The organism is Enterobacter cloacae complex sp. SHL020 (genome assembly GCF_049236945.1).
GTDB classification, from domain to species: Bacteria; Pseudomonadota; Gammaproteobacteria; order Enterobacterales; family Enterobacteriaceae; genus Enterobacter; species Enterobacter dykesii.
In genome coordinates this window covers 862,763-888,514 of sequence record NZ_JBMKJF010000001.1, presented here as the reverse complement: position 1 = coordinate 888,514, position 25,752 = coordinate 862,763, and the positions used below count along the sequence as shown (strand labels likewise).

Below are 25,752 nucleotides of genomic sequence, written 5' to 3'. Positions count from 1 at the left end.
TGATGGCTATAGAGCATTTTGCATGGAAGATTCAGGCAGCAAGCCAGCCCACTCTGAGCAGCAAAGATACAGTCAGAACGGCGCAGTTCGGTGATGGGTACAAGCAGGTATGTGGTTCTGGCCTGAACGATGAGGTTCTAAATTATGCCTTTTCTTTTACTGGCGATCCGGTAATAGCCAGAGAGATTCATTCATTTCTGCGGAGGCATAAAACCAAGTCTTTCACATTCACTCCACCTGGTGGTGATTTAGCCCTCTGGCGTGTTGAGGCTGACAGCCTTCAGCGAGTCACCCTGAATAAAAAAGTGGAAACCGTAACCGCAACGTTTGAACAGGCATTTACACCATGAGCCTTAATGCTGATTATCAAAAACTCGAGCCGGGCAATGAAGTCCGGCTTTTTTCTGTCGATGGTACGGCCTTCGGAATGTCAGATGTGCTTTTCTTCCATGCGCATAATATCGCGCATACACCAGAAGAGATTGATGCTGCTGGTGGGGATGAAAGTAAACTGCCTGCGAAATCCATCTGGTGGCAGGGGCAGGAATATAAAGCGTGGCCCTGCCAGATTGAGGGGATTGAGGTTTCCACCAGTGGGAGCAGCGCGCAGCCTAAATTATCGGTTGCTAACCTCGACAGCTCTATAACTGCGCTCTGTCTTGCCTATGATGATCTGCTGCAGGCGAAGGTCACGATCCATGATACGTTGGCCAGCTACCTTGATGCCCGAAATTTTCCAGGCGGGAACCCCACGGCAGACCCTACGCAGGAAAAGGTGAAAGTATTTTACATTGATGCCAAAAGCGCAGAGACAAACGAGGCCGTGGAATTCACACTTTCAAGTCCGATGGACCTGCAGGGACTGATGATTCCGACGCGTCAGCTGCATTCGCTCTGTACCTGGTGCATCCGGAACAAGTATCGCACCGGCGACGGCTGCGACTATGCCGGGACCAACTATTTCGACAAAAACAATAACCCGGTCAGCGATCCGTCCCTGGATGAATGCAGCGGCACTCTGACGGCCTGCAAACTTCGGTTCGGCGAAAATAATGAACTCTCGTTTGGTGGCTTCCCGGGCACGTCTTTGATCAGGAGCTGATATGCGTCAGAAAACCATTGATGCCATTATGGCGCATGCTGCAGCTGAATATCCTCGTGAGTGCTGTGGCGTCGTGGTTCAGAAAAGCCGCGTTGAACGTTATTTCCCGTGCCGTAATCTTGCAGCGGTGCCAGAGGACAATTTTGTCCTTTGTCCGGAAGACTACGCAGCAGCTGAAGACTGGGGAACTGTGATCGCCATCGCTCACAGCCACCCTGATGCCACGACGCAACCAAGCGAACTGGATAAAGCGCAATGCGATGCATCACTTTTACCCTGGCACATCGTGAGCTGGCCGGAGGGGGATTTACGTACCATCCAGCCGCGCGGAGAACTGCCGCTGCTGGAACGTCCATTTGTGCTTGGTCACTTTGACTGCTGGGGTCTGGTCATGAGCTATTTCCGCCAAAACCACGGTATAGAGCTCCATGATTACCGCGTCGATTATCCCTGGTGGGAAAACAATTATCCGGACAACTTCTATCAGGATTGCTGGTACGAGTGCGGTTTCAGAGAGTTCGACGGACCGCCGAGGCAAGGCGATATGGTGATCATGCAGGTCCAGGCCGATAAGTGGAATCACGCGGGGATCCTGCTTGAGGGCAACATGCTGCTGCACCACCTTTACGGACATCTGAGCCAGCGTGTGCCGTACGGCGGTTACTGGCAGGAACGGACAATGAAAGTCGTTCGCTATAAAGATTTGAGGGGCGTTGAAGTATGCAGGAAGTCATGAGTCGTATCGAGCTAGGTGGCGTGCTCGGTAAAACCTTCGGTAAAGTTCACCATCGCCTGATTTCCCGTGTGAGCGAGGCCGGTGTCGCACTCGCGAAGACCATTCCCGGATTTGAGGAGTTTATGATTTCCAGCCAGCGTCGCGGGCTTACATACTCTGTATTTAAGGGTAAAAGAAACATTGGTGAGGATGATCTTGGCTTTCCGGTTACCGGTGACGTTATCCGCATCGTTCCGGTAATCATTGGTAGTAAAAAAGCTGGGTTATTACAAACAATCCTTGGCGCAGTGCTGGTCGTTGTCGGAGTGGCTGTTGGCTATTTTTCTGCAGGTACGTTATCTGCAGCCGGGTATGGTGTCGCACAATTTGGTGCAGCGATGATGGTCGGCGGGGTTGTGCAAATGCTTTCTCCTCAGCCAACCGGGCTGGCCAGCAAACAGAGTGCAGATAACCGCGCTTCATACGCTTTCGGTGGCGTAACAAACACCGCGGCTCAGGGTTACCCGGTACCACTTCTCTACGGTCGCAGGCGAATCGGCGGAGCGATTATTTCTGCCGGAATTTATGTCGAAGATCAGCAGTAGATAACATACCTTTTTTCTGGCCACCTTCGGGTGGCTTTTTTTATGGGCGCAATATGGCTACTGAAAAAGTGTTAAAGGGCCGCAAGGGCGGCAGCTCCAGTTCCCGAACTCCTACCGAACAGCCAGATGATCTGCAGTCAGTAGCCAAGGCGAAAATCCTTCTCGCGCTGGGAGAGGGGGAGTTTGCTGGTGGCCTCACTGCGCGTGATATTTATCTCGATGGCACCGCACTTGAGAACGCAGATGGTTCACAGAACTTCAGCGGTGTGGCGTGGGAGTTTCGCGCGGGAACGCAGGCGCAAAATTACATTCAGGGCATTCCCGGTACCGAAAACGAAATCAGCGTGGGTACTGAAGTTTCCAGTGTTACCGCATGGACACGTACTTTCACTAACACCCAGCTATCGGCAGTGCGCCTGCGTCTGAAATGGCCGTCTCTGTTTAAACAGGAAGATGACGGGGATTTGGTCGGCTATTCGATCAACTATGCGATTGCCCTGCAGACTGACGGCGGAACATGGCAGACGGTACTCAATACCAGCGTGACCGGGAAAACAACCTCTGGTTACGAGCGTAGCCACCGAATTGATTTACCTCAGGCTGGCAGTACCTGGACCATCAGACTGCGTAAAATTACAGCCGATGCTAACAGCGCGAAGACTGGCGACACGATGACACTGCAGAGCTTCACTGAGGTGATCGACGCCAAGTTGCGCTATCCGAACACCGCGCTGCTGTACATTGAATTCGACTCCAGCCAGTTTAACGGCTCAATCCCGCAGATCTCCTGTGAGCCTCGCGGTCGTGTCATCCGCGTTCCTGATAATTATGACATTGAAACCCGAACCTACAGCGGTACTTGGACCGGGGCGTTTAAATGGGCATGGACGGATAACCCGGCGTGGATTTTTTACGATCTGGTGGTTACCGACCGTTTCGGCCTTGGTAACCGACTTACTGCGGCTAACATCGATAAATGGACGTTGTATCAGGTCGCTCAGTATTGCGATCAGCAGGTACCGGACGGGAAAGGCGGAAGCGGTACCGAACCACGTTATACCTGCAACGTCTATATTCAGGACCGTAACGACGCTTACACTGTGTTGCGTGATTTTGCCGCTATCTTCCGCGGCATGACTTACTGGGGCGGGGATCAGATCGTTGCCCTGGCTGACATGCCACGTGATGTTGATTACAGCTATACGCGCGCGAACGTTATTGACGGTCGCTTCAGCTATTCGAGCAGCACCACGAAAACCCGATACACCACAGCGCTGGTATCCTGGTCCGATCCGGATAACGCCTACGCTGACGCGATGGAGCCCGTATTTGAGCAGGCGCTGGTGGCACGTTACGGCTTTAATCAACTGGAGATCACGGCTATCGGATGCACCCGGCAATCAGAAGCAAACCGAAAAGGCCGCTGGGGCATCCTCACCAACAATAAAGACCGTGTTGTTTCGTTCGATGTCGGCCTGGATGGAAACATACCACAGCCGGGCTACATCATCGCCGTGGCAGACGAACTGCTTTCCGGAAAGGTTATGGGCGGCCGCATCAGCGCCGTTAACGGTCGCGTTATCAAACTTGACCGCGTGGCAGATGCGGCAGCAGGTGATCGCCTTATTCTCAACCTACCTTCCGGAGCGTCGCAGAGCAGGACCATTCAGGCCGTGAACGGTGAATCAGTCACAGTCACCACGGCATACAGTGAGACGCCACAGGCCGAAGCTGTTTGGGTGGTGGAATCTGACGAGCTTTACGCTCAGCAGTACCGCGTTGTCAGCGTAAGCGATAACGATAATGGCACCTTCTCGATCACCGCTGCATGGCACGATCCGGATAAATATGCCCGTATCGATACTGGCGCAATTATCGACCAGCGGCCAATAAGTGTAATACCTCCTGGTAATCAGTCACCGCCAGCTAACATCGTGATCAGCTCGTTTTCTGTGGTTCAGCAGAATATCAGCGTCGAAACGATGCGCGTCAGCTGGGACCAGGCGCAGAATGCTATCGCCTATGAGGGGCAGTGGCGCCGCAATGATGGAAACTGGGTGAACATGCCGCGCAGCTCCACCACGTCATTTGACGTCCCGGGGATTTATTCCGGTCGCTACCTGGTGCGCGTGCGCGCAATTAATGCCGCTGAAATTTCCTCAGGATGGGGATATTCAGAGGAGAAGATCCTGACCGGCAAAGTAGGTAATCCGCCTAAGCCAGTAGGATTCACGGCCACGGGCATTAACTGGGGGATCCGTCTGAACTGGGGTTTTCCGGCAAACACCGGCGATACCCTCAAAACAGAAATCCAGTACACGGCCAACAGTGACTTTTCAAATCCACTCTTGCTCTCAGATGTGCCTTATCCATCTGCGGAATACACCCAGCTCGGCCTTAAAGCAGGGCAGGAATTCTGGTACCGCGCGCAGCTGGTTGACAGAACGGGTAACGAGTCCGGGTATACCGACTGGATCAGGGGGATGTCTAACGATAACGCCGATGATTATCTGGGTGATATTGCAGACGATTTCCTTACCTCGGCCGACGGTGACCGCCTGACCAGCGATATTGATACCAATCTTGAAGCTGCAATGCAGAACGCGCTGGCCAATCATGGAACCTTTGAACATCAATGGGCGCAATACGGAGAGGTACGTGCCGATATCCTGGTTGTGAAAACGACTATTGCAGAGGTGGATAAGGCAATGGCCGAACTATCAACGCAGGTACAGGCGCGGATAGAGGACGTCACTGCTTCACTGGAAGACAAACTTACAGCCGTCGTCGATGCCTCCGGTGCTTCTGCAATCTACACCCTCAAAACAGGCGTGAGGATAAACGGGATGATGTACAACGCCGGGATGTCGATTGCCGTGCTTGCTGAGGCCGGGAAGCCGGTAGTTACCCGTGTTGGTTTTAACGCTAATCAGTTCGTGCTGATGAGTGGCAGTAGTAATACGCAATATTCACCGTTCGCGGTGGTTAATGGCCAGGTCTTTATCAGTTCAGGTTTTATTCAGGATGGGACTATCACCAATGCCAAAATCGGCAACTTTATCCAGTCCAACAATTACGTCCCAGGACAGGCCGGATGGAAACTGGACAAAGGGGGTTCCTGGGAAAACTACGGCAGTGACGGGCAGGGCGCAAGAAAGACCACGAACGTTACTGACAGCATCAGGGATGCGAACGGCGTCCTCCGCGTACAGATTGGTAAACTTACAGGGGTATTTTAATGACGTGGGGCATTCAGACATGGGATGCCAATGGTAACCCGAATAATTACGGTATTAAGCCAGTATCTGTGGTCGGACGTATTCAACTTTCTGAGGGGCAAAACTCCGGAAGCTGGTCGTTTACAATTCCGGCAGGAATGAAGGTCGGGTTTGTCGTTTCTCTGGATAGGGGAGCGGTCTCGGTGGGGCGCCGTATCGTCGCCAGCGGAAATACGATAACTCTTGGCGCGGCAAACAGCGTTGGGATTGGAAACTATCCAGCCTCTGAATGTGAGCTCGTAGTTTTTGTGGAGAAGGCATAATGGCAGATTATGGCGCACTGATAGCTCTGGATAATGGAAATCCCTTTATTACGCCACAGTCCACACCATTTTGTCTCTACAGGAAGGTAGTGGTTGACTCAGTAGCAAGCGGGGCATATCACGGTGCATCTGCAACAATAGCTCTGGATGTTTCTTATCCGGCAATGGTTTTTTGCAAAACGAGTGATACTGCTCAGCCTACTATGGTTACTGCAGCCAGATCAGGAGGAAATATTCTTGTTGGATCAAGCAATGCCTATGGACAGTCACATACCTTAACGGCTTACATCTTTGCTATTTATCCTCAGACATTGCCCAAATGGGGATTTGCTATCTGGGATGCCACCGGGAAGCTGGTTCTGACAAACGAGAGTCGGATATTGAGTGACCTTGTGACTGTTGGGACGCCAGGAGCTACGACAGGTGGAATTAATATTGACGTCACTCTGCCTGGTAGTTATGCGGTGGCACCCGCTATTCTTGGCTCCCAGATCATCCAGAACAATAACACTAAACCACCCACTATTGTGAATATCACTGCCTACTCAGGATGTCGGTTTAATGGTTCATCAACCAGAATTAATGCCGCACCCTCGACCACAGCTACCGGTTCTGCTGCGGGCGGGACTACGACTGGAATAGCTTTGACGGCAATCAACACGACTGCATTCGATTAATTGATCGTTTAAAACGATCAATTAATCGATATTGATCTGCTCAATCTATTTTCATTAATTTTCCCGTCAGGTTAAGTTTCAAAGTACGAATTACCTCAGGGATAAAAAATGAAAAAAATACTCGGTAGTTTGCTAATTGTCTGTCTTCTTTCTGCTTGCTCAGCAAACATCTTTGAGAAGCAGCTTCCTGTGTGTGAGGCTGTAACCCTTTTAGGTGGGCAGGAACAAACCGTACAGATATATGGTGTGCGACAAGTAGCAAACCAGGTTGAATACAAAGCTGGATATCCTTTCAGCTGGCGGTGGATAAGTAAAAACAACTTCACCAGGTCAACCTGTTTAAAATGAACAACACGAAAACCCGCTCCGACGGGTTTTTTTATTATCTGAATTCAGGAGTCCTTTATGTCGGCAGGTACCATCACCCTGACAAACGGGTCCGCTGTTGTTGGCGGTTCCGGAACCTCATTCGCAACCGAACTCGCCGCAGGTGACTTCATTGTTTCTACTGTGGGCGGGGTTCCGTATACGCTGCCAGTGAAAACAGTCGACAGTGACACGCAGCTCACGCTTGTCAGTAACTTCACCGGGCCAACGCAATCCGGCGCTGCATGGTCAGCCGTCCCCCGCGTGGCGCTGAACATGGTAACTGCCGCGCTGGTGGCGCAAAGTGCTGAAGCGCTGCGTGGACTGAATTACGACAAACAGAACTGGCAGCAGGTTTACAGCGCCGCTGGAAACATCACAGTGAAGCTGCCAGACGGCACTACCTTCAACGGCCCTTCATGGAAATATCTGTCTGACAATATGGCAACGAAGAGCGGCGGGGCCGTACCTGTTAACCAGGGCGGTACCGGTTCGACAACCGAATCAGGCGCTCGCACAAACCTCGGTTTGGGAGACAGCGCTACGAGGGGCGTTGGAACAGCAGCGGGAACGGTGGCTGCCGGGGATGATTCACGGCTGGGTACGGTGAACGGAAAATCAGGAGGCACGATTTCATCTGCTTTAAATGCCACTGGTTCAATAAATGTCATTACTCAGTCCAGCAGTTTCGGAGTGTTTGCGTTCAAGTATCCGGGCTCTCTGGATAGTATGTCCTACTCCTTCTGCGAAAATTATGGTGATCTGGTATTTGTCACAACCCAGGCAGCCAAATCCGGCACAGAAAAATATTTCGCAATGCGGGGAGATAGATTTATTACCCCTGGAAATATCACCTGCGCATCACTGACACAGACTTCAGATGCGGATAAAAAAGACGATGTCAAAGCCATCGAGAACGCACTCGACAAAGTAATGAGCTTAAGTGGAGTGACATTCAACTGGAAGGATAGCGGTCTTCCATCTGCTGGGGTTATTGCCCAGGAACTCATCAAAGTTCTGCCGGAGGCTGTCGGGTCAGTATTTGAAGATCATGATCAGTATGAGTCAGTTGAAGAATTTAATGAGGCTGGTGAGGTGACATTCACCCAGCAACTGACAAGAAAAAGAGATGACAGTAAGCGCAGCTATACGGTGGAATATGCAGGTGTTATCGCCCTTTGCCTCCAGGCCATTAAAGAACTTAACGACAAAATCGAAGGCAGGTCGCGTTAAGATATTCCTAGTTGACGCTCAAGGTTTTCAACTTTCACCATTAAAGCAAGGATCGCCTCATGGTGAAGAGCCGCGGCAACACCAAACGTATCAACAGATTTTACATCCTCAATCTCTGTTCCATTTCGTAAGGTTGTTTTCCCATAAGATTTCACAGCGTCAGGAAAAGCCTTCTCAACTTCCTGAGCTATGAAGCCATACCCATGCGCAGGAGTGTCGAGGCGGTCCCATTCAACGCCTCGAAGCTGCTGCATTTTCATAAGTGGATCAGCGATTACCGTTACATTTTCTTTGATACGCTCATCAGATGCCGTTACCCAATTGCCTGTGGCAGCGCCATTGGAATGGAAAACCCAGGTGACCATCCCTTCCTGATTAGACCCTTTCAGGTTTAGTGTGACATTATCAAAATTAGCCCCGCCACCACGGGCTCCCCCGAAAGACCATTCTCCTGTATACCAGGTACCTTTGATGAGGTTGACGTAATTACCTGTATTTGGGTTATAGCCACTGGCCACGACCAGGCTGATGCCATTATTCATCAATCCACCGCCACCATTATCCCCAGAATTGACGGAAAAACCGGGGTTACCGTTAATCCCTGGCTGGACTGTAATTGGGCTCGTAATTTTCCCTCCCGCTTTCTGATCGACAGTATTTAAGCGCGAATCATCGCCGGCTGCGACCGTTCCCGCCGCTGCGCCGACGTCCCTGATTGCGCTGTTTCCTAAACCGACGTTTTATAGATTGCTCTCGAGCGGCCTGGCCGATAACTTCACCTGATTTTTTTGCAGAAATAACTGGGTGAAAAATATGCAAATTGGCTACGTAAGGGTGTCAACAAATGACCAAAGCACGGATCTTCAGCGACAGGCACTCGAACGCTCAGGATGTGAACACATTTTCGAAGAAAAAATGAGCGGTACTGTGGCGAACCGGCCGGCGCTTAAAAAGCTTCTGAGAACGCTGAATGAGGGCGATACGCTTGTGGTCTGGAAGCTAGATCGTCTTGGTCGTAGCATGCGTAATTTGGTACTGCTGGTGGATGAACTCCGTCAGCGTGGTATCCACTTTAAGAGCCTCACTGACAGCATTGATACATCCAGCCCAATGGGGCGTTTTATATTTCACATCATGTCAGCACTTGCTGAAATGGAAAGAGAGTTGATTGTGGAACGAACCCGGGCGGGATTGGCTGCGGCAAGAGAAAAAGGGCGAATAGGTGGGCGACGCCCAAAGTTGACCGAAGAGCAATGGGCTCAGGCTGGCAGATTGATCGCAAATGGAGAGGATCGGAAGCAGGTGGCAATTATTTATGATGTAGCGGTATGCACTCTTTATAAGAAGTTTCCAGCTGATCAAACTACTTAGTCGTGACAACTGTCACATAAAACCTTGTTGTTTCAGGGCTAATACCTCTCTAAGATTGATTAAAAAGCGAGGTGTTAAAATGAAAGTAAGCATAAGAAGTATCCATAATCATGGGGATGCGAAAGAGGAATACGTTGTTTTAGATGTGAATGAAGACTGCAAATTACAATATTACATGTTGCAAGATACTACCTACACGAATAACGGTAATATTTCTTCAAAACTGAGGCATTCTTATTGGTTGCCTTCTTATGATGCGAAAAAAGGTGATGAAATAATTATTAATACTCGGTCAGGTAAAAATCTGATACCAGTTAGAGAAAAAGGTGGGAAAAAATTCACCTTCTATTGGGGGTTAAATTCGGCGGTTTGGAATGATGAAGGGGATTGTGCTGTCTTATTTGAGATAAATACTTGGAAGTCAAAGGGCGTATAATTATTATGGGCCTATACGATTTTATCGTTGTCGGGGGTTATTCCCCCATTTTTCCCTAATGATTCCCCGTATAAATTTTAAACATGAAAAAACCAGCCGTAAGAGGCTGGTTTTCAATGTTTTTTTGGTCGGCACGAGAGGGTTTGAACCTCCGCCCCCCATGACGGATAACTATGGATTTTTCAGTAGTAGTTCATGAGCTTTAGATAACCTTCCTTCGATGGCTTTATATCTCGTGCCAGCCATCACCCCTTCACCCAATTGAAGCCCATTTTCATTATAGAACTTTCTAATCGAGCTAATGTATTTCTCAATAATTTCTATTTCAAAAGAATAGTTTTTGTCCTTCCTGGCTAAAATTGCTACTCTCTCAAAGTAAAATGGGGCAGTCATTAAGCCAACTAAATCCATTTTTTTTAGCTCGGATTCGCAGCAACGCATCATCGTGTGCAAATCATTTTTATGTGTTTGAGCTAAGTTGTAAGTCTCTGTTCCATCGACAAGAAGCTCTCCGTTTGTACTTTCGGTCAAAAGCTGGCCGCTGGATTTTCCGAGGAAAGCAAATTCGTCATCAAAAGCCTTATCAAAAAAATCTTTATGGAACAAACCCATAACTTATCACTCGATATGAATAAATATTAAGTATTTATAGATCATCTTCTACGTAAAATGAATGGTATCTTCGCTAAAACCTTCGCCATTGTGACCTTTCGATAACCGTAAGTCATTGATTAATTTTATGTGAAAATTACGGTTTAGTGGCGAAAAATTAATGTATGCATTTGATTATTATGGATAACATGAGTGATTTAAAAACACCTTTGATTTAGCGTACTAAAGAGGAAGATAATTTCTTCAACTGAAAAATGGTTATCAAAACCCAAAAATAATTAAATACAATCAACTGGTTAGCCTGCGGCTAAAAATGTGTGACGAGAGCATTATTTCTGATGTTTTTACTTAAAAATCAATGCATCATGATTGAATTCATGAAATACTGCTGCGCCATATGGAATGGTTCGAAGCCGCAGACCTGATCGTTAAAGGTATGGAAGGCGCGATCAACGCGAAAACCGTAACTTACGATTTCGAACGTCTGATGGAAGGCGCTAAGCTGCTGAAATGCTCAGAGTTTGGCGACGCGATTATCGCGAATATGTAATCCAGATTCTGGGTTAAACAAGAGCGGGGGCCTGAGGGTTCCCGTTTTTTTTGCCTCTGCCTGCGGGAGACAATACGATGTTAGCCACCGTCCTTATCGCTGTCGTTGCACTCATCCATGTCTACATTCTTGTGCTGGAAATGTTTCTGTGGAATACCAAAACAGGGCACAAGGCCTTCAATCTGCGTCCCGACTTTGCGCGCGACACCCGCGTGCTGGCCGCGAATCAGGGACTGTATAACGGTTTTCTGGCGGCTGGTCTGCTCTGGAGCCTCTGGCTCGGTGAAAAGGGTATTCAGGTGGCCATCTTCTTCCTGACCTGCGTGCTGATCGCCGGGCTCTTTGGCGCAGCCACCGCCAGCCGAAAAATTTTGTATGTACAGGCCGCGCCCGCTCTCGCAGCGCTGCTTGCGTTACTCCTCTGAAGCAATGCTTTGGTTGAGATAAGGCGTCCGATATACTGATGGCTTTACCCGTAAAGATTAGCGACGAGACAGTTATGAACAACGATATCCCACTGAAATATTATGACATTGCCGATGAGTACGCGACGGAAGCCGCAGAGCAGGTCGCTGAGTCAGAGCGTGACGCGCTGGCACATTATTTCCAGCTGCTGCTCACCCGTTTATCGAATAATGAGGAAATTAGCGAGGAAGCCCAGCAGGAGATGGCCACTGAGGCCGGGATCCGTACGGGTCGCATTGATGATGTTGCGAATTTCCTCAATCAGTGGGGAAATGAATAGTCTGCTTCAAAAGCCGTTATGCTGATGCTTTGCGATACAGCTCAGCATCACGCTATCGGACCACATACATTTTTTCCGCAGAATATGCGAAGCGGGGGCGTCGATAAACAACGCGAAAATAACGGTTAGACAAAAGAGTACTACTGGGAATAGTAAGGATAATTTCACGTTTTTAACCAAAATATGAGTGTGCTTCAGGGTAATCTACCGTCTGATTGTGACGACTATATGTTTTTGCGTAAAAAAATGGAAACGTCGGAGCGAAAAAAACGGATACGCCGGGCTTCGGGTTACGGTGCGACCCCGGTGAGTCGCTTCGCCAGCTCGCTCCGGGTGAGTGCTTTTGAAAAATACCATCCCTGAATCAGCGCATCGGGATATCTATCTGCAATAAAGCGATATTGAATTTCATTTTCCACGCCCTCGAAAACAAGCGTTTTATTTAATTTTGCAAGGGCATCGCAGAAGATTGCAAAGATGTTTTGCTTATAATGCTCGCTGATGCCGTCCACCAGCGACTTATCAATTTTAATTTCATCATATTCAAGCAGCGACAGGCGGGCAAGGTTCGAATTTTGTACGCCAAAATCATCTATTGATATTTTAACGTCGAGCGATTTCAACTCCTGACAGAATCCCTCGAGGATATCTGCCGTGGAAACGGCTTTCTCAGAGAGTTCGACCTTCATCAGCGAAAGGGGAAGGTGATTGGCAAAACACGCACGACGCAAAATGGTAATGAACTGTCCATCTTCAATTTCCTTGTGCCCAACGTTTATTGAGACTATCAGCTGGTGTTTTATCGCCAGAGGGGCAATTTCGGAAAGGGATTTTTCGATAATATTACTGTAATATTTTTTATACAGACCGATCTTCTTAATTAATGGGATAAACAGCTCCGGAGAGACGTCCCCGTGCTTTTGATCGCGCCATCTCGACAGAACTTCTACACCCACGATTTTTTGATCGTGAATGCGGATAATGGGCTGATAGTTAACGCTGATGGTATTCGTGATGACGGCTTTTATCAGCGTACGTTCCAGAGAAAAACGGTCTTCATAGATACGGAAGATAAATAACGTTATCGCGATCCAGATAAAACAGAGAATGGCAGCGAGAAGCGCAAAGATAAACGGTGGTAACGAGGCCAGCCCGGCGTCGTGATGCTTCACGATGACGCACAGGTCCCAAAAGGCGCTACACTGTGTCAGCGTCAGAGTAAACAATGTCGAATGCAGCCAGCTCTGCTGATTTAGCTCCGTGGCGGCCGAAAAAAAGACTCTGCCGAAGTCTTTGGTGGTAGCACTGAGCGAATAGCTTGCGGTAACCGGGGTGAATTTATCGTAAGCATAGCGTGAGGTGAAGATAATAATATTGTTATAAATTGCCGCATTGCCCGTAAAAAAGTCTTTTCTCGAAAACTGAGCCAGGAGAAAGCCCCTCGGCGTTTTATGTAGTTCTGCAGGAAGTGCAACGGGCGTCGCGAGTTTCCCCCAAAAAGCGGTACAGACAATTTTTCCCTTCTCAATAAAACCAATATCGGCGAAATAAAGATTATTAAGCTTAATTTGTCTGTAGCGATCGAGGCTTGATTTATCGCATCCCTGCGTCGTGATGCTTTTGAGACCCAGTGCCACGCTTTGGGACACGTCTTCTGAATAATGTAAAAGGGTACGGGATATTTCAAGCTGTTTGCTCTTCTGCTGACCGATGATTACAGCATTGACCACATAAAGAGACAGGAAGACCAGAAGCGTTGAAACGATAGCAACGGCAATGAGCTTTTTCATTTTCCAGATATCCAGTCCGCTCCCTGATTGCACAAATCTTAACACAGCCAGGGCAGGGAACAAGCCTGATAGTCACGTCTTGTGAGTAAATGCCGGCAGGTGAACTCATACGAAAGCATCAGTTTTTTAAGACAATTCTCAGCTAAGCTATTTTCATTGTTATAAGCAATACCGGGTTAGCACAGGCTCTTCTGCAAGAACATCTATGCTTGTTTTTTCTATTAAGGAAAACATCGTGCGCAACGTGATGATCCCTATTATGAGTGCTCTGTTTCTTTTTCTGATCGGCATTCTGATTATTAACTGGCAGTTATGGCAGATGGCGAAAATGAATAATGTTCATACCGCCACGGTAAGCACCCAGAAAATAGAGAGCATTCTTTCGGAAGCCGTCAGTGCGGCCAGCACGGCGAAGCACGTTGCGGAGCAGGGGTGTAGCAGCAGCGGACAGCTGGCGCTGGGGACGGAAGCCGCGCTCAAACCGCATCTGCGCGCCATCATGATCCAGCAGCAGGGAAAAATCATCTGTACTTCCCTTCCCGGGAAAGGCGTTTTGATTGTGCATCCGGAGACGTTACCTGAACAAGAATTAATGCTGCTACCCGGTAATCGACTGGTGAACGGCATCCCGGTGCTTGTCTTCCAGATGCCCATCGCGGGAGGGCGCGTCATCGTCAGCGTCAGTGATACGCATTTGCAGGACGTCATCGCGAACGCATCAAACAGCGTTGAGCTCGGGTTGGTTGTCGGCGACAGGATGTTTACGCGCAACGGTGATGTGACCGGCTGGAAAGCGGGCTCGTGGGCGGGGTCACTTACGACATCTTCGCTGTTCCCCTTTAGCCTGGCCTGGCAACCTCCTGCCTTTTTCAGCCTGACGCGGCTTTTGCAACAGGGATGGAGCCTGATACTGCTTATTCTCGCGCTTTCGATGGCGGTGGGCATTTTGATCCGCCGCTACAAGGGGAAAAGCACCTCATTTGAAGACGATTTGCGTAAAGCGATTTTGCAGGGGGAGATCGAGCCTTATTACCAGCCGATCGTGAACGGCGATACCGGCGGGTTATACGGCGTTGAGGTCCTGGCAAGATGGAAGCATCCAAAGTCAGGCTTTATCCCGCCGGATGTCTTTATTCCGATCGCCGAACGTAGTGGGTTGATTATACCGCTGACCAAAGGGTTGATGGCGAAAGTGGTGACCCAGCTTAAACCACTGTTGCCTAAGCTACCGGACGGGTTTCATATCGGAGTGAACATCAGCGGCAGACACATCAATGCACCTTCCTTTATCGGGGACTGTCGCGTCTTCGGGAACGGGTTTCAGGGTAAAGAGGTCAAACTGGTTCTCGAGGTGACCGAGCGTGAACCGCTGATCGATAATCCTCACCTCGTGGAAAACCTCAACATGCTGCATAAAGCGGGTTTTGTTATTGCCCTGGATGATTTTGGTACGGGTTATTCCGGTCTGTCATGCCTTAATGCGCTGGCCATAGATTATATTAAAATTGATAAAAGCTTTGTGAACCGGGTTTCAGATGAAAAGGACTCAACGATCCTGCTGGACTGCGTCATTGACCTGGCGAAAAAACTCTCATTGCGCATTATGGCTGAAGGCGTAGAAACGAAAGCGCAGCTGGAGTATCTCAACCGTAATGAGATTACTTTGTTGCAGGGGTATTATTTTGGTAAGCCCGTCTCCTGTATCGATTTTATTAAAATCATTTTATCTAAGCCCCGGGAGACGGTCAGTCTGTAAAACGAAATTAAGACGAGCTTCTGTTGTACGCTTAAGTGCAATTCATTTTCCTCTTATCCTGAGCTTTGTTACAGTGACACGAGTTGTCAGCCAGGGATGTCAGGCGTGATAAGGTGGAAAAGCTCGTGCATGTGAAAAATACTTTTTACACAACAACCATTACCGTCATCATTGTCTCATTGATCATCTCGCTGTCGCTTGCCGTCCAAATTGCCACGTCCAGACAGCAGTCAATCCAGCAAATTAATACCAGCGTCGCCAACCTGAGCCATACCCTTGATGTCTACACCGAGGGGATCATGCGCCAAAGTGAAATGTTAATTACTACCGTTTCCGACATAATCGAAATTTATGGCATGACGCCGCAACAGGCGAACCATATTCAGCGAATGATAAATAATCAGGATAATCTTCTTACCCAGATTAATAACGTGGTTGTTTACAATGCGCAGGGCGATATCTTCACCGCGCTGCAGGAAAGTTTTACGGGGCCACGCAAAGGCTCTGACAGAGAGTTTTTTATCTACCACAAGGAAAATAAAAATCAGCAGATTTTTATTGGCGAGCCCGTAGTCAGCAGAACCAATGGTAAATGGGTCATCACCATTAGTCGGCGCCTTGAAACCCACACCGGGGCATTTAATGGTGTCGTGGTGGTGACGCTGGGCATCGAGAATTTTCTCGCGCTCTACGGGCAGATTAATATTGGTCATGCGGGGGTCATTGGCTTAACAACCGAGTCAGGCGTGCTGCTGGTCCGTTATCCTTTTAAAAATACCTATATCGGCACGATTGTTTCTGATTCACCGCTCTTCAGGAAATACCTCAAGGTACAAAATACCGGGATAGCCAGTTCCATTTCGCGGTTTGATAAAATCGAACGCATTTATGCCTATGAGAAAAACCGACGCTACGGGCTGGTCACCACCGTGGCCGTCAGCATTGATGAAGCCCTCGCACCGTGGCGCAAGCAGGCCATTCAACTGGCGCTACTCATTTTCGTTTTCACTGCGATACTCATCGTCGCGTCATACTTCCTCTATTCCGACTTATCCAGAAAAACCAGAGATAATAAGGCGCTGAAGATTATCGCCTCTGAGGATGCGCTAACCGGGCTTTACAACCGTCGCATTTTTGATGAAAAAATCCTCTCGGAAATCGCGCTTTGTGCCGCGCATGATGCGGCAATTTCGATATTGATTGTGGATGTGGACTACTTCAAAAAATACAACGATAACTACGGGCATCCGGAAGGGGACCGGTGTCTGGCTCTGCTGGCAAACAGCCTCAGGGAGAGCCTTACCCGTGATAATCAGATTGTGGCGCGCTACGGCGGAGAGGAATTTGCGCTGATATTACCTGATACGGATATCCAGGAGGCGCTTCGACTGGCGCAGACGATTATTCGCAACGTGTTTTCCCTGCAAATCTCGCATGCTTTTAGCCCCTTCGGGCGGGTGACGGTAAGCGTTGGGATTTCCACCGCGCGTGCGGTCGACATCGCGGGCAGCCAGCAGAATATTATTATTGCCGCCGACCAGGCGCTCTATCAGGCAAAGCGCGCAGGACGTAACCGGTACGCGTTTGTTGGGGTATGAACTAAAAAAAAGCCCACTCAGGAGTGGGCAAGAAATACTGGAAGCAATGTGAGCAATGTCGTACTGAATACCTGAGTGTTTCGCTCAACTATTCAGTGTTGAGAAAGATAATCTTTCTCAACAAAAGATGCAACCCCACAGTTTATGTGGCACGCTCTTTTTGTTGATGAATAATTGCGCATCTCAGCATTGTGATGCCTATCACAAATTTCCTTTCTCAAATCCTGTGCTATTCTTTTTTGTGTCGTTGATTTAATGACAAAAACCATACAGAGAGGAAAGTTATGGGAATTTTATCCTGGATTATCTTTGGGCTTATTGCGGGTATTCTGGCGAAGTGGATCATGCCGGGCAAAGATGGCGGTGGGTTTATCGTCACCGTAATACTGGGTATTATCGGCGCGGTAGTCGGCGGCTGGATCAGTACGCTGTTCGGTTTTGGTAAAGTCGATGGCTTTAACTTTGGCAGCTTTGCCGTCGCGGTGATCGGTGCGCTGGTTGTTCTGTTTATCTACAGAAAAATTAAAAGCTAAGGCTTACAAGCGTTAAAAAAGGCTGCCAGATGGCGGCCTTTTTACGTAGTGGCGTTTACCACCAGCCAAGCTGTGTGCCGGCAAACGCCGCGATGGCAACGATCAGCATAACGAGGGTCGTTTTTCTCATTTATGCCCCAGGCGCCGCGTAACCACCGACAAAAAACCATGCTAAAAAAATCACCGCCGTTATAAAAATAACGACCGGGAAGAGGATCCCTATTCTCATATCATCACCTGTTTCGGTTTTTGTAACGCCGTAGAGTGTACGGGGTTAATCCATAGTGAGAAAGCGTGTTTTGCTTTTTCCTTTCTTATCCTGATACATCGCGACATCCGCGTCGCGTAATGCGCTGTCCGGATCGGTTACCTCAGGGTCCACTTCGATAACGCCGAGACTTGCTCCGGGATAAATGAGGTTGACGCTACCCAGCCAGTATTCACCGGCAATGCAGGCGCTGAGGCGCGTTTTGAGCAGGGTGACCTGCGCGTTATCTTCGTCGCTGTGATATGCGCTTAGTGAAGCCACCAGAAACTCATCGCCGCCCAGCCGGCCAATGATATCGTCCTGCTGTTTTTCTTCGGTCAAACGCTTGCCCACTTCTATCAGGAACTGGTCACCAGCCTCGTGGCCGTAGCGATCGTTAATCAGCTTGAAATCATCCAGATCGATGAACGCGATGACGGTGTTACGTTTAAGGTGGCGCGCCAGGGAAAACAGCGTGGTCAGATCTTCAAAAATGGCGCGACGGTTGGGTAAACCGGTAAGGGCATCCGTGTAAGAGTGCGCGATGAGGGCCGCATTGGCTTCGCGAAGCTGAGTCATCAGCGACTCTTTCTGAATGGACTGGGCAATCAGCCCGGCGAATAACTTCAGAACCTGTTCACCGCGCTCGCTAAGCGGCTTTCTGGCCGTGCTGGTGGCGCAGAGCGTTCCGTAGAGTGAACCATCTGCAAGATGGACAGGAATACTCATGTAGGTCGTAATGCCGAGTGCTTTCGCCGCCTCGCACTCCGGCCAGCGTTCGGGAACGTCGTTGCTGAATACGGTGCCGCTATCCAGCGCGCGCTTGCACAGTGTTTCATCCCACGGGACGCTCAGTCCCTCAGGGATTGTCATCTGCTTGCTGTTGCGGGCGTAGAGGATATGCTGCAGTCGGGCTTCGATATCTACCTTTGTGAGATAAGTCGACTCCATATCAGTCACTATTTCCAGCATCTCCAGCAGCTGGCGAACGAGACCTTCAAGGGATTGTTCAGTGGCGAGGGTTTCTGAAACACGGGCAAGGATAATATCCGACATGACGTAGAATGACTCCCATGCAGAAGACGTCTGCATCTGCATGTTATGCTGAATTTTTAGGCTTCAGACATAGTAAAACATGAATATAAAAAATTTAATATATGCAGGGAGGGGGCTGCAGCAGAGAAAAAAAGCCCCGTTGTTGAGACCGGGGCAAAGACATCTTGATTACGGAATGATGTTCTCTGGTCATATCGAGAACATGCCACACTATAGTGTGGAAAAGTGCAGTTAAAATGGAGAAATCATGGAGAACGCGGCGATGAACCGTTACCCTTAGACTGTAATGATGTCACAAGGATCAATGAGATGAGATTTCTGCTTCTGGCGCTGGCGCTTCCCCTGGCTGCCTGCACCGCGAAAACAACCCCACCCGATGCGCCGAAACCGCCGCACGCTATCGGTATGGCGAACCCGGCCTCCGTGTACTGCCTGGAGAAAGGCGGGGAACAGATCCCGGTTCAAAGCCCGCAGGGCGTACGCACGGAGTGCAAATTACCGGGGGGTGAAGTGATAGATGAATGGACGCTCTACCGTCGCGATCGTCAGCAACCCGCCAGGTGACAGACATATATTGCCTGCGATACACTTCTCTTTAGGATTAATCTTAGCCAGTTTCTGGCGTTAGTTTCTGCGAGAGAAGTATGTTCCAGCTTAAACCGGGCAGCATGGCGATGATCGTGGGTGCCCGCACGGCGTCAGGCCGTCGCAATATTGGTAAATCTGTTGAGCTGTTTGGCCTGTGCCAGCCTGGCCTGCGTTTCGTGAACCCGGTCAACGGCGTGATGACGCAACTTCCCGCAACTGCGGATCGCGCGCTATGGCTGGTAACGGGTGATGTTTACGCCTTTGACAATCAGCACGGCTTTGCGTTTGTCCGCGCGGAACATCTGATGCCGCTCACTCCCGATGAAGCCCCACAAATTCTCGATGAGCTGGCGATCGGCTGATCAGAGATGGCGCAGCCAGTCGGCTAATACCAGGGCGTGATTTTGCTCCGTGTTTTTGGCAGCAAAGAGCAGGGTGACGGTCTGCCTGTTCGCCAGCGTCGCCAGACGCATTCCCTCATCAGCGTGCTGCGCCAGTTCTTCCCGATAGGCCTTACTGAAGGCGGTGAAATCAATGGTTTCGCTATGAAAGGCCTTGCGTAATTCATTCGAAGGCGTGAGCGCTTTGCACCATTCATCATACGCGAGGTCTGTTTTTTTGACCCCGCGCGGCCACAGCTTGTCCACCAGCACCCGATAGCCGTCGTCCGGAGCTGCCTGCTCGTATACGCGTTTGCATTGGATCATGATTCCACCCTCCCAATTTAAGGTATTGTGATAATTGCAGAAGATCGGTAGTCTGAGGTTCCTTATGTTATCTGATAATACTCTGGCATAAGGAACCTTTCATGGAACACCTCCCGGTTAAAACGACGCTGCGCATTGCGCTGGTTGGCGATTACAATCCCAGTGTTATTGCGCATCAGGCGATCCCGCTGGCCATTGACGACGCCGCCGCAGTCCTTGACCTCACCGCCGATTACGACTGGCTTGCCACCACGGAGCTGACGAGCCCTGAAGATTTGGTGGGCTATGATGCCATCTGGCTGGTGCCTGCCAGCCCCTATAAAAACACCGAGGCGGCCTTTATTGCCGCGCGTTACGCCCGCGAAAACGGCATTCCGTTCCTTGGCACCTGCGGCGGATTCCAGCACGCGCTGATTGAGTATGCCCGAAACGTGCTGGGCTGGGCTGATGCGGCCCATGCCGAGACGGATACCGAAGGCACCATGGTGATTGCGCCGCTGACCTGCTCGCTGGTGGAAAAAACCGATGCGATTGAGCTGCGCAAAAATACGCTGATCGCAAAAGCGTACGGCAAGCCGGAAATTGAAGAGGGGTATCACTGTAACTATGGCGTGTCGCCGGCGTTTGCACAGGCGCTGGAAAGCGGTGATATGCACGTTACGGGCTGGGACGAACAGGGGGAAATTCGCGCCGCAGAGCTGGTTACGCACCCGTTCTTCGTGATCACCTTATTCCAGCATGAGCGTAGTGCGCTGGAGGGACGCCCGGTCGTGCTGGTGCAGGCGATGCTGCGCGCGGCGCGCGGGTAAGAAAAGGCAGACCCGATGGTCTGCCACAGTCTTTAACGGGGCGCGATCTCCCGGTCTCGCCCGGCGAGCACGCCGCAAATAGCCATTATCACGGCGGCCAGGGCGCAGCCCAGAAGCGGGATCCGCCAGTCTCCCGCGCTATCGTGAATTTTCCCCATCAGCGGAGGGCCGCAGGCGGCGAGCAGATAGCCAATCGACTGCGCCATGCCGGACAGGGCCGCAGCCTGATGCGCAGAGCTGGCGCGCAGACCGATGAACGTCAGGCCGAGGATCATCGTTGCTCCGGAGCCGAAGCCAAACACCAGCGTCCACATCACCGCCATATCAGGCATAAACCACAGCCCCGCCGCGCTAACCGCGCACATCAGGGCTACCGCACCGGCGATCCCCCGCTGATCTTTCAGACGGTGGAGGAGCAGCGGAACGGCAAGCCCCGGCACGGCCGTGGCCAGCTGCAACAGCCCGTGCACCGAGCCGGCCTGCGCTTCGCTGTAGCCGTGGCTGAGCAATATCGCCGGCAGCCAGCCAATGATGACGTAGTAAATCAGCGAGTTAATCCCCAAAAAGAGCGTCACCTGCCAGGCGAGGGCCGAGCGCCAGATGGCGCGATTATGCAGCGCGCCAGCGCCCGTTACCGTCGCAATGTGTTTCTGACGCCACTGCGGCAGCCAGAGCAGCAGCGCGACCAGCGGAAACGCCATCAGCATCAGCAGCGCGCCGTGCCAGCCCGCCGCGCCCTGCGCGAGGGGAACAATCATCGCTGAGCCAAACGCCGCCGAGACGCCCATCGTCAGGGAATAGGCCCCGGTGAGTCGGGCTACCTGGCCCGGGAAGTCACGCTTAATTAATCCGGGTAACAGCACGTTCCCGAGCGCAATTCCGCAGCCGATGACCGCCGTTCCGATGAAAAGCAGCGCGGCGGAAGGCAGAGAGCGAAGTGCAATTCCGACGCAAATCAGCAGCAGGGCGACAAACAGGCTGCGCTCCATGCCGATACGTCGGGCAACGCCTGCGGCAAGCGGTGAGACAAGGGCGAAAGCCAGCAGGGGCAGGGTGGTCAGCAGACCGGTTTGCGCCGTGCTTAAGCCATAATCAAGACGAATAGTGTCGAGCAGCGGGGCTGCGCCGGTAAAGGTGACGCGAAGCGTAGTGGCAATCATCAGGATGCCTGCAATTAACAGCGCGCCGTGTTTTCCTGAGGTGCGAATAGCAGTAGTCATTATGTTCTCATACGTTCAAGCGAGCGCACACAATACCGATTTTCCCGGCGGTTGAAATCAGGCTAAAATGACAGTTTATCACTAAAATCGGACAAACTGATGATTGGTCTGGGACTGGACGGCTATGATCCCGATAGCCAGCACGATGCGGCCGTCGCATTTCGCATCCGCGTGGTGGCGGAGGAACAGTATATTCCCCGACATCATCACCGTAAGGGGCAGCTCATTCTGGCCCTCGGCGGCGCGATCACCTGCGAAGTGGAAAATGCCATGCTGATGGTTCCGCCCCAGTACGCCGTCTGGATCCCCGGCCAGATGCCGCACAGCAACAGGGCTACCCCGGGGGCGCAGCTCTGCTTTTTGTTCATTGAACCGGGGGCGGCAAGCTTGCCCGACCGCTGCTGCACCCTGAAAATCTCCCCTCTGGTGCGGGAGCTGATTTTATCCCTGGCGGAAAAATCGCCTGAACAACTCACTCTTGCGGCCACCTCGCGCCTGGTGGACGTTCTGTTTGACGAGCTGCCGCTCCAGCGTCAGGAGCATCTTCAGCTGCCCGTCTCGCCCCATCCTAAAATTCGGCTGATGAGCGAGAAGATGGCGGAAGAGCCCGCCGCCTGGCAGACGCTGGCGCAGTGGGCGAGCCACTTTGCCATGAGCGAACGCAGCCTGGCGCGGCTGGTGGTGAAAGAGACCGGCTTAAGCTTTCGCCGCTGGCGTCACCAGCTGCAGCTGATCGTGGCCTTACAGCATTTGATCGGTGGGAAATCGGTACAGCAGGTGGCACAGACACTCGGCTATGACTCGACCACCGCGTTTATCACCATGTTCAGAAAGGGACTGGGCCAGACGCCGGCGCGCTATATGGCCAGCCTGACTACGACTTCCCGATAAACAGAGAGACAAGGCCTGCCGCAATCAGCGGCCCCACCGGAACGCCGCGAAAGAGCGCCACGCCCAGCACGGTGCCCACCAGCAGACCCGCCACCAGCGAGGGCTGGCTGCTCATCAGCGTAACGCCGCGTCCGCCCAGCCACGAAACAAAAATCCCCACCGCGATCGCCACCAGCGATTTCCAGTTTACAAACGAGTGCAGCAGCGTTGAGGCGGGAAGCGTTCCGCTGGCGATGGGCGCCATTACCCCGATGGTTAAAATGATGATCCCGATGGTGAGGCCTTGTTTTTCTATCCACGGGAAAAAGGTATTTAACGGGGTCACGCGAACAATAATCAGCACCAGAATCGAGATAGCGACGGTGGTGTTATGGCTGACAAAGCCGAGCGCGGCCAGTGCCAGAAGAATGAGCAGAGTAGGGTCAAACATAGGGAATCCTTGCCAGAAAATTGTTCTGTTTACTGTACGCGCAAACGCGGCAGAGAACAGTTTTAAAAAGATTTTGTCGTTGTCATAACCTTGTCATTTACGCGGATTAAAACGAAGGCAGATATCGCAAAAGGGGTCGCCATCATGAACGATCACATGTTTGTTGAAACGCTGATTATCTCCTCATCGTTTTTCGCTATTGCCGTTATTCTCGTCGCCTCCGTGCTTTTTCTGGAAAGAAAAGGCTGACAGGAGCGCCAGCCATCGCAGTTACGCTTTGTGGAAGGTGACGAGCTCAGGACGGGCGATGCGCAGGTAATCCTGGGTATCCATAATCACGGATTTCTCCAGTAAACCGGCGTTAAAGGCGATTTCGTCAAAGCGCTCGAACAGCAGCGGGTCGGCAACCAGCGCCAAATCAGGATGGAAGCTAAAGGGCGGGATAGCGCCGAAAACGCAGGCGGTCAGGGTATCGACCTCGGCCGGGCTGGCGAGGGAGGCCTTCAGCCCGCCAAAATGGCTGGCAAGCTGGCTCAGGTCGGCCTGCAGATCGGCGGCGAGGATCGCCAGAACGTGTTTTTTTACGCCGTTTCCCTTCACCTTGCAGACCAGGGCTTTTGCGCCTTGCCGCAGATCGGTCCCGCGAATTTCACTTACCGCTTCGCATTTCCCGACCGCCGCATGCTCCATGACGCGAAACCGCGCGCCCTGCTCGGTGAGTAAGGTAATCAGCTGCTGGTGGGTTCCTGCCCCAATAACGTCGTCAGTCATAACGATTTCCCGGTGATAATCCTGTATGCAGGGTTCTACATTAGCACGGGATGAACGGGGTCGAAAGAAAACAGCCAGCGCGTTCGCTGGCTGTTGGATTATGCGTTGCTGGTAGCAGATTGCTTATGGAACAGCTCCCTGAACACCGGATAAATATCATCCTGGTCACGGATATGCTGCATGGCAAAATTATCGAACATTGCCTGCAGATGTTCATACTCCCGCCACAGAGTCTGGTGTGCGCGACGGGTAATTTCGATATAGCTGTAGTAACGCACCACCGGCAGAATTTTCTTCGCCAGAATCTCGTGACACAGCGGTGAGTCATCGGCCCAGTTGTCGCCATCGGACGCCTGCGCGGCATAAATGTTCCACTGCGCCGGGTCGTAACGCTCTTTCACCACTTCATCCATCAGCTTCAGAGCGCTTGATACGATGGTCCCGCCGGTCTCCTGCGAGTAGAAGAACTCATGTTCATCCACCTCTTTCGCCTGAGTGTGGTGACGAATATAAACCACCTCCACGTTCTTATAGGTTCTGCTCAGGAACAGGTAGAGCAGAATATAAAAACGCTTCGCCATATCCTTGGTGGCCTGGTCCATCGAGCCGGAAACGTCCATCAGACAGAACATCACCGCCTGGCTGGAGGGCTCAGGGCGTTTTTCGTAATTCTTGTAGCGCAGGTCGAAGGTGTCGATAAACGGTACCCGTTCAATCTTCGCCCTCAGCTCGGCAATTTCTTTACGCAGACGCTCCTCTTCCAGCAGTTGCGCCGGCTCCGTGTTTTCCACGACCTTCAGGCTGCTCTCCAGCTCGCGCAGTTCGCGCCGTTTGCCCGCCGTCATGGCCGTTCGTCGCGCCAGCGAATTCTGCAACGAACGCACGACGCTGATGTTGGCGGGCACGCCGTTGGCGGTATAGCCCGCGCGATGGGTTTTATATTCGTTAAGCTGACGATGCTGATTCTTTTTCAGATTCGGCAGCGCCAGGTCTTCAAACAGCAGGTCGAGATATTCGTCTTTCGAAATCTGGAAGACAAATTCGTCCTGACCTTCACCGTCCTGGCTGGCCTGTCCCTGACCGCTTCCTGAACCACCGCCGCCGCCCTGAGGACGCTCAATTCTGTCGTTCTGAACGAAGTGGTCATTACCTGGGTGTACGCGATGGCGCAGGCCGCCACGCCCCTGATGAAACATCGGTTCGCTGATGTCATCGGTGGGGATGGAGACAGATTCGCCGCTGTCGACGTCGGTCACCGAGCGTTTATTGATGGCCTCGGAGATAGACTGTTTAATTTGCGCTTTATAACGACGCAAGAAGCGCTGGCGGTTCACCGTGCTCTTGTTTTTGCCGTTAAGACGCCGGTCAATAAACCAGGTCATATACCCCCCGTACTGCATTTG

Annotated in this window: 31 protein-coding genes and 1 pseudogene; 22 read left to right on the top strand and 10 right to left on the bottom strand. The window is 51.2% G+C overall.

All coding sequences use genetic code 11. From position 1 onward, the window contains the following. The first annotated feature begins 2 nt into the window (after positions 1-2). From ACOTZB_RS04325 to ACOTZB_RS04285, 9 genes are all read left to right on the top strand, one after another. Positions 3-350 (top strand): phage tail protein, encoded by a 348-nt coding sequence (locus tag ACOTZB_RS04325; RefSeq protein WP_110973596.1) that lies wholly within the window; start codon positions 3-5, stop codon positions 348-350. After that, positions 347-1,102 (top strand): phage minor tail protein L, encoded by a 756-nt coding sequence (locus ACOTZB_RS04320; RefSeq protein WP_115874775.1) that lies wholly within the window; start codon positions 347-349, stop codon positions 1,100-1,102. Before ACOTZB_RS04325 ends, ACOTZB_RS04320 begins: the two co-directional genes overlap by 4 nt. Before the next feature lies 1 nt (position 1,103). Further along, positions 1,104-1,838 carry a C40 family peptidase gene (locus ACOTZB_RS04315; RefSeq protein ID WP_110973574.1) on the top strand — a complete coding sequence of 245 codons (735 nt, stop codon included), beginning with the start codon at positions 1,104-1,106 and terminating at the stop codon, positions 1,836-1,838. Continuing rightward, positions 1,823-2,422 carry a tail assembly protein gene (locus tag ACOTZB_RS04310; RefSeq protein WP_110973573.1) on the top strand — a complete coding sequence of 200 codons (600 nt, stop codon included), beginning with the start codon at positions 1,823-1,825 and terminating at the stop codon, positions 2,420-2,422. Before ACOTZB_RS04315 ends, ACOTZB_RS04310 begins: the two co-directional genes overlap by 16 nt. 53 nt (positions 2,423-2,475) lie before the next feature. Next, complete coding sequence (locus ACOTZB_RS04305) at positions 2,476-5,661, top strand: host specificity protein J (RefSeq protein WP_421626554.1); 3,186 nt, start codon at positions 2,476-2,478, stop codon at positions 5,659-5,661. Then, on the top strand, positions 5,661-5,963 hold the full coding sequence (locus tag ACOTZB_RS04300) for a hypothetical protein (RefSeq protein WP_149323862.1): 303 nt from the start codon (positions 5,661-5,663) through the stop codon (positions 5,961-5,963). The genes ACOTZB_RS04305 and ACOTZB_RS04300 overlap by 1 nt, the downstream gene beginning before the upstream one ends. After that, positions 5,963-6,640 carry a hypothetical protein gene (locus ACOTZB_RS04295; protein ID WP_211994798.1) on the top strand — a complete coding sequence of 226 codons (678 nt, stop codon included), beginning with the start codon at positions 5,963-5,965 and terminating at the stop codon, positions 6,638-6,640. Before ACOTZB_RS04300 ends, ACOTZB_RS04295 begins: the two co-directional genes overlap by 1 nt. A 108-nt stretch (positions 6,641-6,748) precedes the next feature. Next, the gene (gene cor, locus ACOTZB_RS04290) at positions 6,749-6,988 is read left to right on the top strand and encodes a phage exclusion lipoprotein Cor (protein WP_072052383.1); all 240 of its coding nucleotides are present in this window, start codon (positions 6,749-6,751) and stop codon (positions 6,986-6,988) included. A gap of 57 nt (positions 6,989-7,045) precedes the next feature. Continuing rightward, positions 7,046-8,239 (top strand): tail fiber domain-containing protein, encoded by a 1,194-nt coding sequence (locus ACOTZB_RS04285; protein WP_421626553.1) that lies wholly within the window; start codon positions 7,046-7,048, stop codon positions 8,237-8,239. Here the strand turns inward: ACOTZB_RS04285 and ACOTZB_RS04280 are convergent. Then, positions 8,236-8,781, bottom strand: coding sequence for a tail fiber domain-containing protein (locus tag ACOTZB_RS04280; protein ID WP_240609101.1), 546 nt, complete (start codon positions 8,779-8,781; stop codon positions 8,236-8,238). The genes ACOTZB_RS04285 and ACOTZB_RS04280 overlap by 4 nt on opposite strands. Positions 8,782-9,052: 271 nt before the next feature. Here ACOTZB_RS04280 and ACOTZB_RS04275 point away from each other — a divergent pair, with 271 nt between their 5' ends. Both ACOTZB_RS04275 and ACOTZB_RS04270 read left to right on the top strand, forming a co-directional pair. Next, entirely contained in the window at positions 9,053-9,610 is a 558-nt protein-coding gene (locus ACOTZB_RS04275; protein WP_421626552.1) for a recombinase family protein, read from the top strand. Positions 9,611-9,689: 79 nt separating this feature from the next. Next, complete coding sequence (locus ACOTZB_RS04270) at positions 9,690-10,046, top strand: hypothetical protein (RefSeq protein WP_048979566.1); 357 nt, start codon at positions 9,690-9,692, stop codon at positions 10,044-10,046. Between the two features lie 171 nt (positions 10,047-10,217). On the opposite strand, the gene ACOTZB_RS04265 is transcribed toward ACOTZB_RS04270, so the two are convergent. Continuing rightward, positions 10,218-10,658 (bottom strand): hypothetical protein, encoded by a 441-nt coding sequence (locus ACOTZB_RS04265; RefSeq protein ID WP_421626551.1) that lies wholly within the window; start codon positions 10,656-10,658, stop codon positions 10,218-10,220. A 379-nt stretch (positions 10,659-11,037) separates the two neighbouring features. On the opposite strand from ACOTZB_RS04265, the pseudogene ACOTZB_RS04260 reads away from it, so the two are divergent. From ACOTZB_RS04260 to ACOTZB_RS04250, 3 genes and pseudogenes are all read left to right on the top strand, one after another. After that, positions 11,038-11,208, top strand: a pseudogene (locus tag ACOTZB_RS04260) (NADP-dependent isocitrate dehydrogenase); the annotation flags it as partial. Positions 11,209-11,285: 77 nt separating this feature from the next. Further along, positions 11,286-11,633, top strand: a complete 348-nt coding sequence (locus tag ACOTZB_RS04255; protein ID WP_214575556.1) for a DUF1304 domain-containing protein — start codon at positions 11,286-11,288, stop codon at positions 11,631-11,633. A 74-nt stretch (positions 11,634-11,707) separates the two neighbouring features. Beyond that, complete coding sequence (locus tag ACOTZB_RS04250) at positions 11,708-11,953, top strand: DUF2543 family protein (protein WP_421626550.1); 246 nt, start codon at positions 11,708-11,710, stop codon at positions 11,951-11,953. Between the two features lie 290 nt (positions 11,954-12,243). Here the strand turns inward: ACOTZB_RS04250 and ACOTZB_RS04245 are convergent, their stop codons facing one another. Further along, on the bottom strand, positions 12,244-13,743 hold the full coding sequence (locus tag ACOTZB_RS04245; RefSeq protein ID WP_421626549.1) for an EAL domain-containing protein: 1,500 nt from the start codon (positions 13,741-13,743) through the stop codon (positions 12,244-12,246). Between the two features lie 259 nt (positions 13,744-14,002). Here ACOTZB_RS04245 and ACOTZB_RS04240 point away from each other — a divergent pair, with 259 nt between their 5' ends. The 3 genes from ACOTZB_RS04240 to ACOTZB_RS04230 all read left to right on the top strand — a co-directional run bounded on the left by ACOTZB_RS04240 (position 14,003) and on the right by ACOTZB_RS04230 (position 17,630). Beyond that, the gene (locus tag ACOTZB_RS04240; RefSeq protein WP_421626548.1) at positions 14,003-15,499 is read left to right on the top strand and encodes an EAL domain-containing protein; all 1,497 of its coding nucleotides are present in this window, start codon (positions 14,003-14,005) and stop codon (positions 15,497-15,499) included. 113 nt (positions 15,500-15,612) lie between these two features. Further along, positions 15,613-17,097 carry a sensor domain-containing diguanylate cyclase gene (locus tag ACOTZB_RS04235; RefSeq protein ID WP_374693098.1) on the top strand — a complete coding sequence of 495 codons (1,485 nt, stop codon included), beginning with the start codon at positions 15,613-15,615 and terminating at the stop codon, positions 17,095-17,097. Positions 17,098-17,381: 284 nt separating this feature from the next. Continuing rightward, positions 17,382-17,630 carry a GlsB/YeaQ/YmgE family stress response membrane protein gene (locus tag ACOTZB_RS04230; RefSeq protein ID WP_006174788.1) on the top strand — a complete coding sequence of 83 codons (249 nt, stop codon included), beginning with the start codon at positions 17,382-17,384 and terminating at the stop codon, positions 17,628-17,630. 130 nt (positions 17,631-17,760) lie between these two features. Here the strand turns inward: ACOTZB_RS04230 and ACOTZB_RS04225 are convergent, their stop codons facing one another. Continuing rightward, entirely contained in the window at positions 17,761-17,859 is a 99-nt protein-coding gene (locus ACOTZB_RS04225; protein WP_029739841.1) for a YoaK family small membrane protein, read from the bottom strand. 45 nt (positions 17,860-17,904) lie between these two features. Continuing rightward, positions 17,905-18,933: a sensor domain-containing diguanylate cyclase gene (locus ACOTZB_RS04220; protein WP_421626613.1), complete on the bottom strand. Its 1,029-nt coding sequence runs from the start codon at positions 18,931-18,933 to the stop codon at positions 17,905-17,907. Positions 18,934-19,242: 309 nt separating this feature from the next. Here ACOTZB_RS04220 and ACOTZB_RS04215 point away from each other — a divergent pair, with 309 nt between their 5' ends. Together ACOTZB_RS04215 and ACOTZB_RS04210 are read left to right on the top strand one after the other, a co-directional pair. Next, entirely contained in the window at positions 19,243-19,497 is a 255-nt protein-coding gene (locus ACOTZB_RS04215) for a DUF333 domain-containing protein (protein WP_421626547.1), read from the top strand. 80 nt (positions 19,498-19,577) lie between these two features. Next, a complete protein-coding gene (locus ACOTZB_RS04210) occupies positions 19,578-19,883 on the top strand; it encodes a hypothetical protein (protein WP_193939942.1) in 306 nt (101 codons plus the stop codon). Here ACOTZB_RS04210 and ACOTZB_RS04205 read toward each other — a convergent pair whose 3' ends face one another. Beyond that, positions 19,884-20,228 (bottom strand): DUF488 domain-containing protein, encoded by a 345-nt coding sequence (locus tag ACOTZB_RS04205; protein WP_337280759.1) that lies wholly within the window; start codon positions 20,226-20,228, stop codon positions 19,884-19,886. Between the two features lie 101 nt (positions 20,229-20,329). Between ACOTZB_RS04205 and ACOTZB_RS04200 the strand changes: the two genes are divergently transcribed. After that, the gene (locus ACOTZB_RS04200; protein WP_193804574.1) at positions 20,330-21,037 is read left to right on the top strand and encodes a CTP synthase C-terminal region-related (seleno)protein; all 708 of its coding nucleotides are present in this window, start codon (positions 20,330-20,332) and stop codon (positions 21,035-21,037) included. 32 nt (positions 21,038-21,069) lie between these two features. On the opposite strand, the gene ACOTZB_RS04195 is transcribed toward ACOTZB_RS04200, so the two are convergent. Beyond that, positions 21,070-22,257 (bottom strand): CynX/NimT family MFS transporter, encoded by a 1,188-nt coding sequence (locus ACOTZB_RS04195; protein WP_421626546.1) that lies wholly within the window; start codon positions 22,255-22,257, stop codon positions 21,070-21,072. Between the two features lie 99 nt (positions 22,258-22,356). Here ACOTZB_RS04195 and ACOTZB_RS04190 point away from each other — a divergent pair, with 99 nt between their 5' ends. Next, positions 22,357-23,148 (top strand): AraC family transcriptional regulator, encoded by a 792-nt coding sequence (locus ACOTZB_RS04190; RefSeq protein WP_421626545.1) that lies wholly within the window; start codon positions 22,357-22,359, stop codon positions 23,146-23,148. Here ACOTZB_RS04190 and ACOTZB_RS04185 read toward each other — a convergent pair. Further along, positions 23,132-23,578, bottom strand: coding sequence for a DUF441 domain-containing protein (locus tag ACOTZB_RS04185; protein WP_024908579.1), 447 nt, complete (start codon positions 23,576-23,578; stop codon positions 23,132-23,134). The two genes, ACOTZB_RS04190 and ACOTZB_RS04185, sit on opposite strands and share 17 nt — an antisense overlap. 144 nt (positions 23,579-23,722) lie before the next feature. Here ACOTZB_RS04185 and yoaI point away from each other — a divergent pair, with 144 nt between their 5' ends. Further along, positions 23,723-23,827: a small membrane protein YoaI gene (gene yoaI / locus ACOTZB_RS04180; RefSeq protein WP_010430055.1), complete on the top strand. Its 105-nt coding sequence runs from the start codon at positions 23,723-23,725 to the stop codon at positions 23,825-23,827. A gap of 21 nt (positions 23,828-23,848) precedes the next feature. Here yoaI and ACOTZB_RS04175 read toward each other — a convergent pair whose 3' ends face one another. Both ACOTZB_RS04175 and ACOTZB_RS04170 read right to left on the bottom strand, forming a co-directional pair. Then, a complete protein-coding gene (locus ACOTZB_RS04175; protein ID WP_039262019.1) occupies positions 23,849-24,349 on the bottom strand; it encodes a YbaK/prolyl-tRNA synthetase associated domain-containing protein in 501 nt (166 codons plus the stop codon). 98 nt (positions 24,350-24,447) lie between these two features. Further along, positions 24,448-25,731, bottom strand: coding sequence for a YeaH/YhbH family protein (locus ACOTZB_RS04170; RefSeq protein ID WP_032651499.1), 1,284 nt, complete (start codon positions 25,729-25,731; stop codon positions 24,448-24,450). Positions 25,732-25,752 lie beyond the last annotated feature (21 nt).

Bases quoted from the DNA above. Each gene is read 5' to 3' on its own strand.
- ACOTZB_RS04185 (WP_024908579.1), bottom strand. From the start codon at position 23,578: ATGTTTGACCCTACTCTGCTCATTCTTCTGGCACTGGCCGCGCTCGGC.
- ACOTZB_RS04240 (WP_421626548.1), top strand. From the start codon at position 14,003: ATGAGTGCTCTGTTTCTTTTTCTGATCGGCATTCTGATTATTAACTGG.
- yoaI (WP_010430055.1), top strand. From the start codon at position 23,723: ATGAACGATCACATGTTTGTTGAAACGCTGATTATCTCCTCATCGTTT.
- ACOTZB_RS04245 (WP_421626549.1), bottom strand. From the start codon at position 13,743: ATGAAAAAGCTCATTGCCGTTGCTATCGTTTCAACGCTTCTGGTCTTC.
- ACOTZB_RS04295 (WP_211994798.1), top strand. From the start codon at position 5,963: ATGGCAGATTATGGCGCACTGATAGCTCTGGATAATGGAAATCCCTTT.
- ACOTZB_RS04195 (WP_421626546.1), bottom strand. From the start codon at position 22,257: ATGACTACTGCTATTCGCACCTCAGGAAAACACGGCGCGCTGTTAATT.
- ACOTZB_RS04210 (WP_193939942.1), top strand. From the start codon at position 19,578: ATGTTCCAGCTTAAACCGGGCAGCATGGCGATGATCGTGGGTGCCCGC.
- ACOTZB_RS04280 (WP_240609101.1), bottom strand. From the start codon at position 8,781: ATGAATAATGGCATCAGCCTGGTCGTGGCCAGTGGCTATAACCCAAAT.
- ACOTZB_RS04230 (WP_006174788.1), top strand. From the start codon at position 17,382: ATGGGAATTTTATCCTGGATTATCTTTGGGCTTATTGCGGGTATTCTG.
- ACOTZB_RS04190 (WP_421626545.1), top strand. From the start codon at position 22,357: ATGATTGGTCTGGGACTGGACGGCTATGATCCCGATAGCCAGCACGAT.
- ACOTZB_RS04250 (WP_421626550.1), top strand. From the start codon at position 11,708: ATGAACAACGATATCCCACTGAAATATTATGACATTGCCGATGAGTAC.
- ACOTZB_RS04325 (WP_110973596.1), top strand. From the start codon at position 3: ATGGCTATAGAGCATTTTGCATGGAAGATTCAGGCAGCAAGCCAGCCC.
- ACOTZB_RS04200 (WP_193804574.1), top strand. From the start codon at position 20,330: ATGGAACACCTCCCGGTTAAAACGACGCTGCGCATTGCGCTGGTTGGC.
- ACOTZB_RS04300 (WP_149323862.1), top strand. From the start codon at position 5,661: ATGACGTGGGGCATTCAGACATGGGATGCCAATGGTAACCCGAATAAT.
- ACOTZB_RS04275 (WP_421626552.1), top strand. From the start codon at position 9,053: ATGCAAATTGGCTACGTAAGGGTGTCAACAAATGACCAAAGCACGGAT.
- ACOTZB_RS04225 (WP_029739841.1), bottom strand. From the start codon at position 17,859: ATGAGAATAGGGATCCTCTTCCCGGTCGTTATTTTTATAACGGCGGTG.
- ACOTZB_RS04315 (WP_110973574.1), top strand. From the start codon at position 1,104: ATGCGTCAGAAAACCATTGATGCCATTATGGCGCATGCTGCAGCTGAA.
- ACOTZB_RS04265 (WP_421626551.1), bottom strand. From the start codon at position 10,658: ATGGGTTTGTTCCATAAAGATTTTTTTGATAAGGCTTTTGATGACGAA.
- ACOTZB_RS04285 (WP_421626553.1), top strand. From the start codon at position 7,046: ATGTCGGCAGGTACCATCACCCTGACAAACGGGTCCGCTGTTGTTGGC.
- ACOTZB_RS04205 (WP_337280759.1), bottom strand. From the start codon at position 20,228: ATGATCCAATGCAAACGCGTATACGAGCAGGCAGCTCCGGACGACGGC.
- ACOTZB_RS04270 (WP_048979566.1), top strand. From the start codon at position 9,690: ATGAAAGTAAGCATAAGAAGTATCCATAATCATGGGGATGCGAAAGAG.
- cor (WP_072052383.1), top strand. From the start codon at position 6,749: ATGAAAAAAATACTCGGTAGTTTGCTAATTGTCTGTCTTCTTTCTGCT.
- ACOTZB_RS04255 (WP_214575556.1), top strand. From the start codon at position 11,286: ATGTTAGCCACCGTCCTTATCGCTGTCGTTGCACTCATCCATGTCTAC.
- ACOTZB_RS04220 (WP_421626613.1), bottom strand. From the start codon at position 18,933: ATGTCGGATATTATCCTTGCCCGTGTTTCAGAAACCCTCGCCACTGAA.
- ACOTZB_RS04215 (WP_421626547.1), top strand. From the start codon at position 19,243: ATGAGATTTCTGCTTCTGGCGCTGGCGCTTCCCCTGGCTGCCTGCACC.
- ACOTZB_RS04305 (WP_421626554.1), top strand. From the start codon at position 2,476: ATGGCTACTGAAAAAGTGTTAAAGGGCCGCAAGGGCGGCAGCTCCAGT.
- ACOTZB_RS04170 (WP_032651499.1), bottom strand. From the start codon at position 25,731: ATGACCTGGTTTATTGACCGGCGTCTTAACGGCAAAAACAAGAGCACG.
- ACOTZB_RS04320 (WP_115874775.1), top strand. From the start codon at position 347: ATGAGCCTTAATGCTGATTATCAAAAACTCGAGCCGGGCAATGAAGTC.
- ACOTZB_RS04310 (WP_110973573.1), top strand. From the start codon at position 1,823: ATGCAGGAAGTCATGAGTCGTATCGAGCTAGGTGGCGTGCTCGGTAAA.
- ACOTZB_RS04175 (WP_039262019.1), bottom strand. From the start codon at position 24,349: ATGACTGACGACGTTATTGGGGCAGGAACCCACCAGCAGCTGATTACC.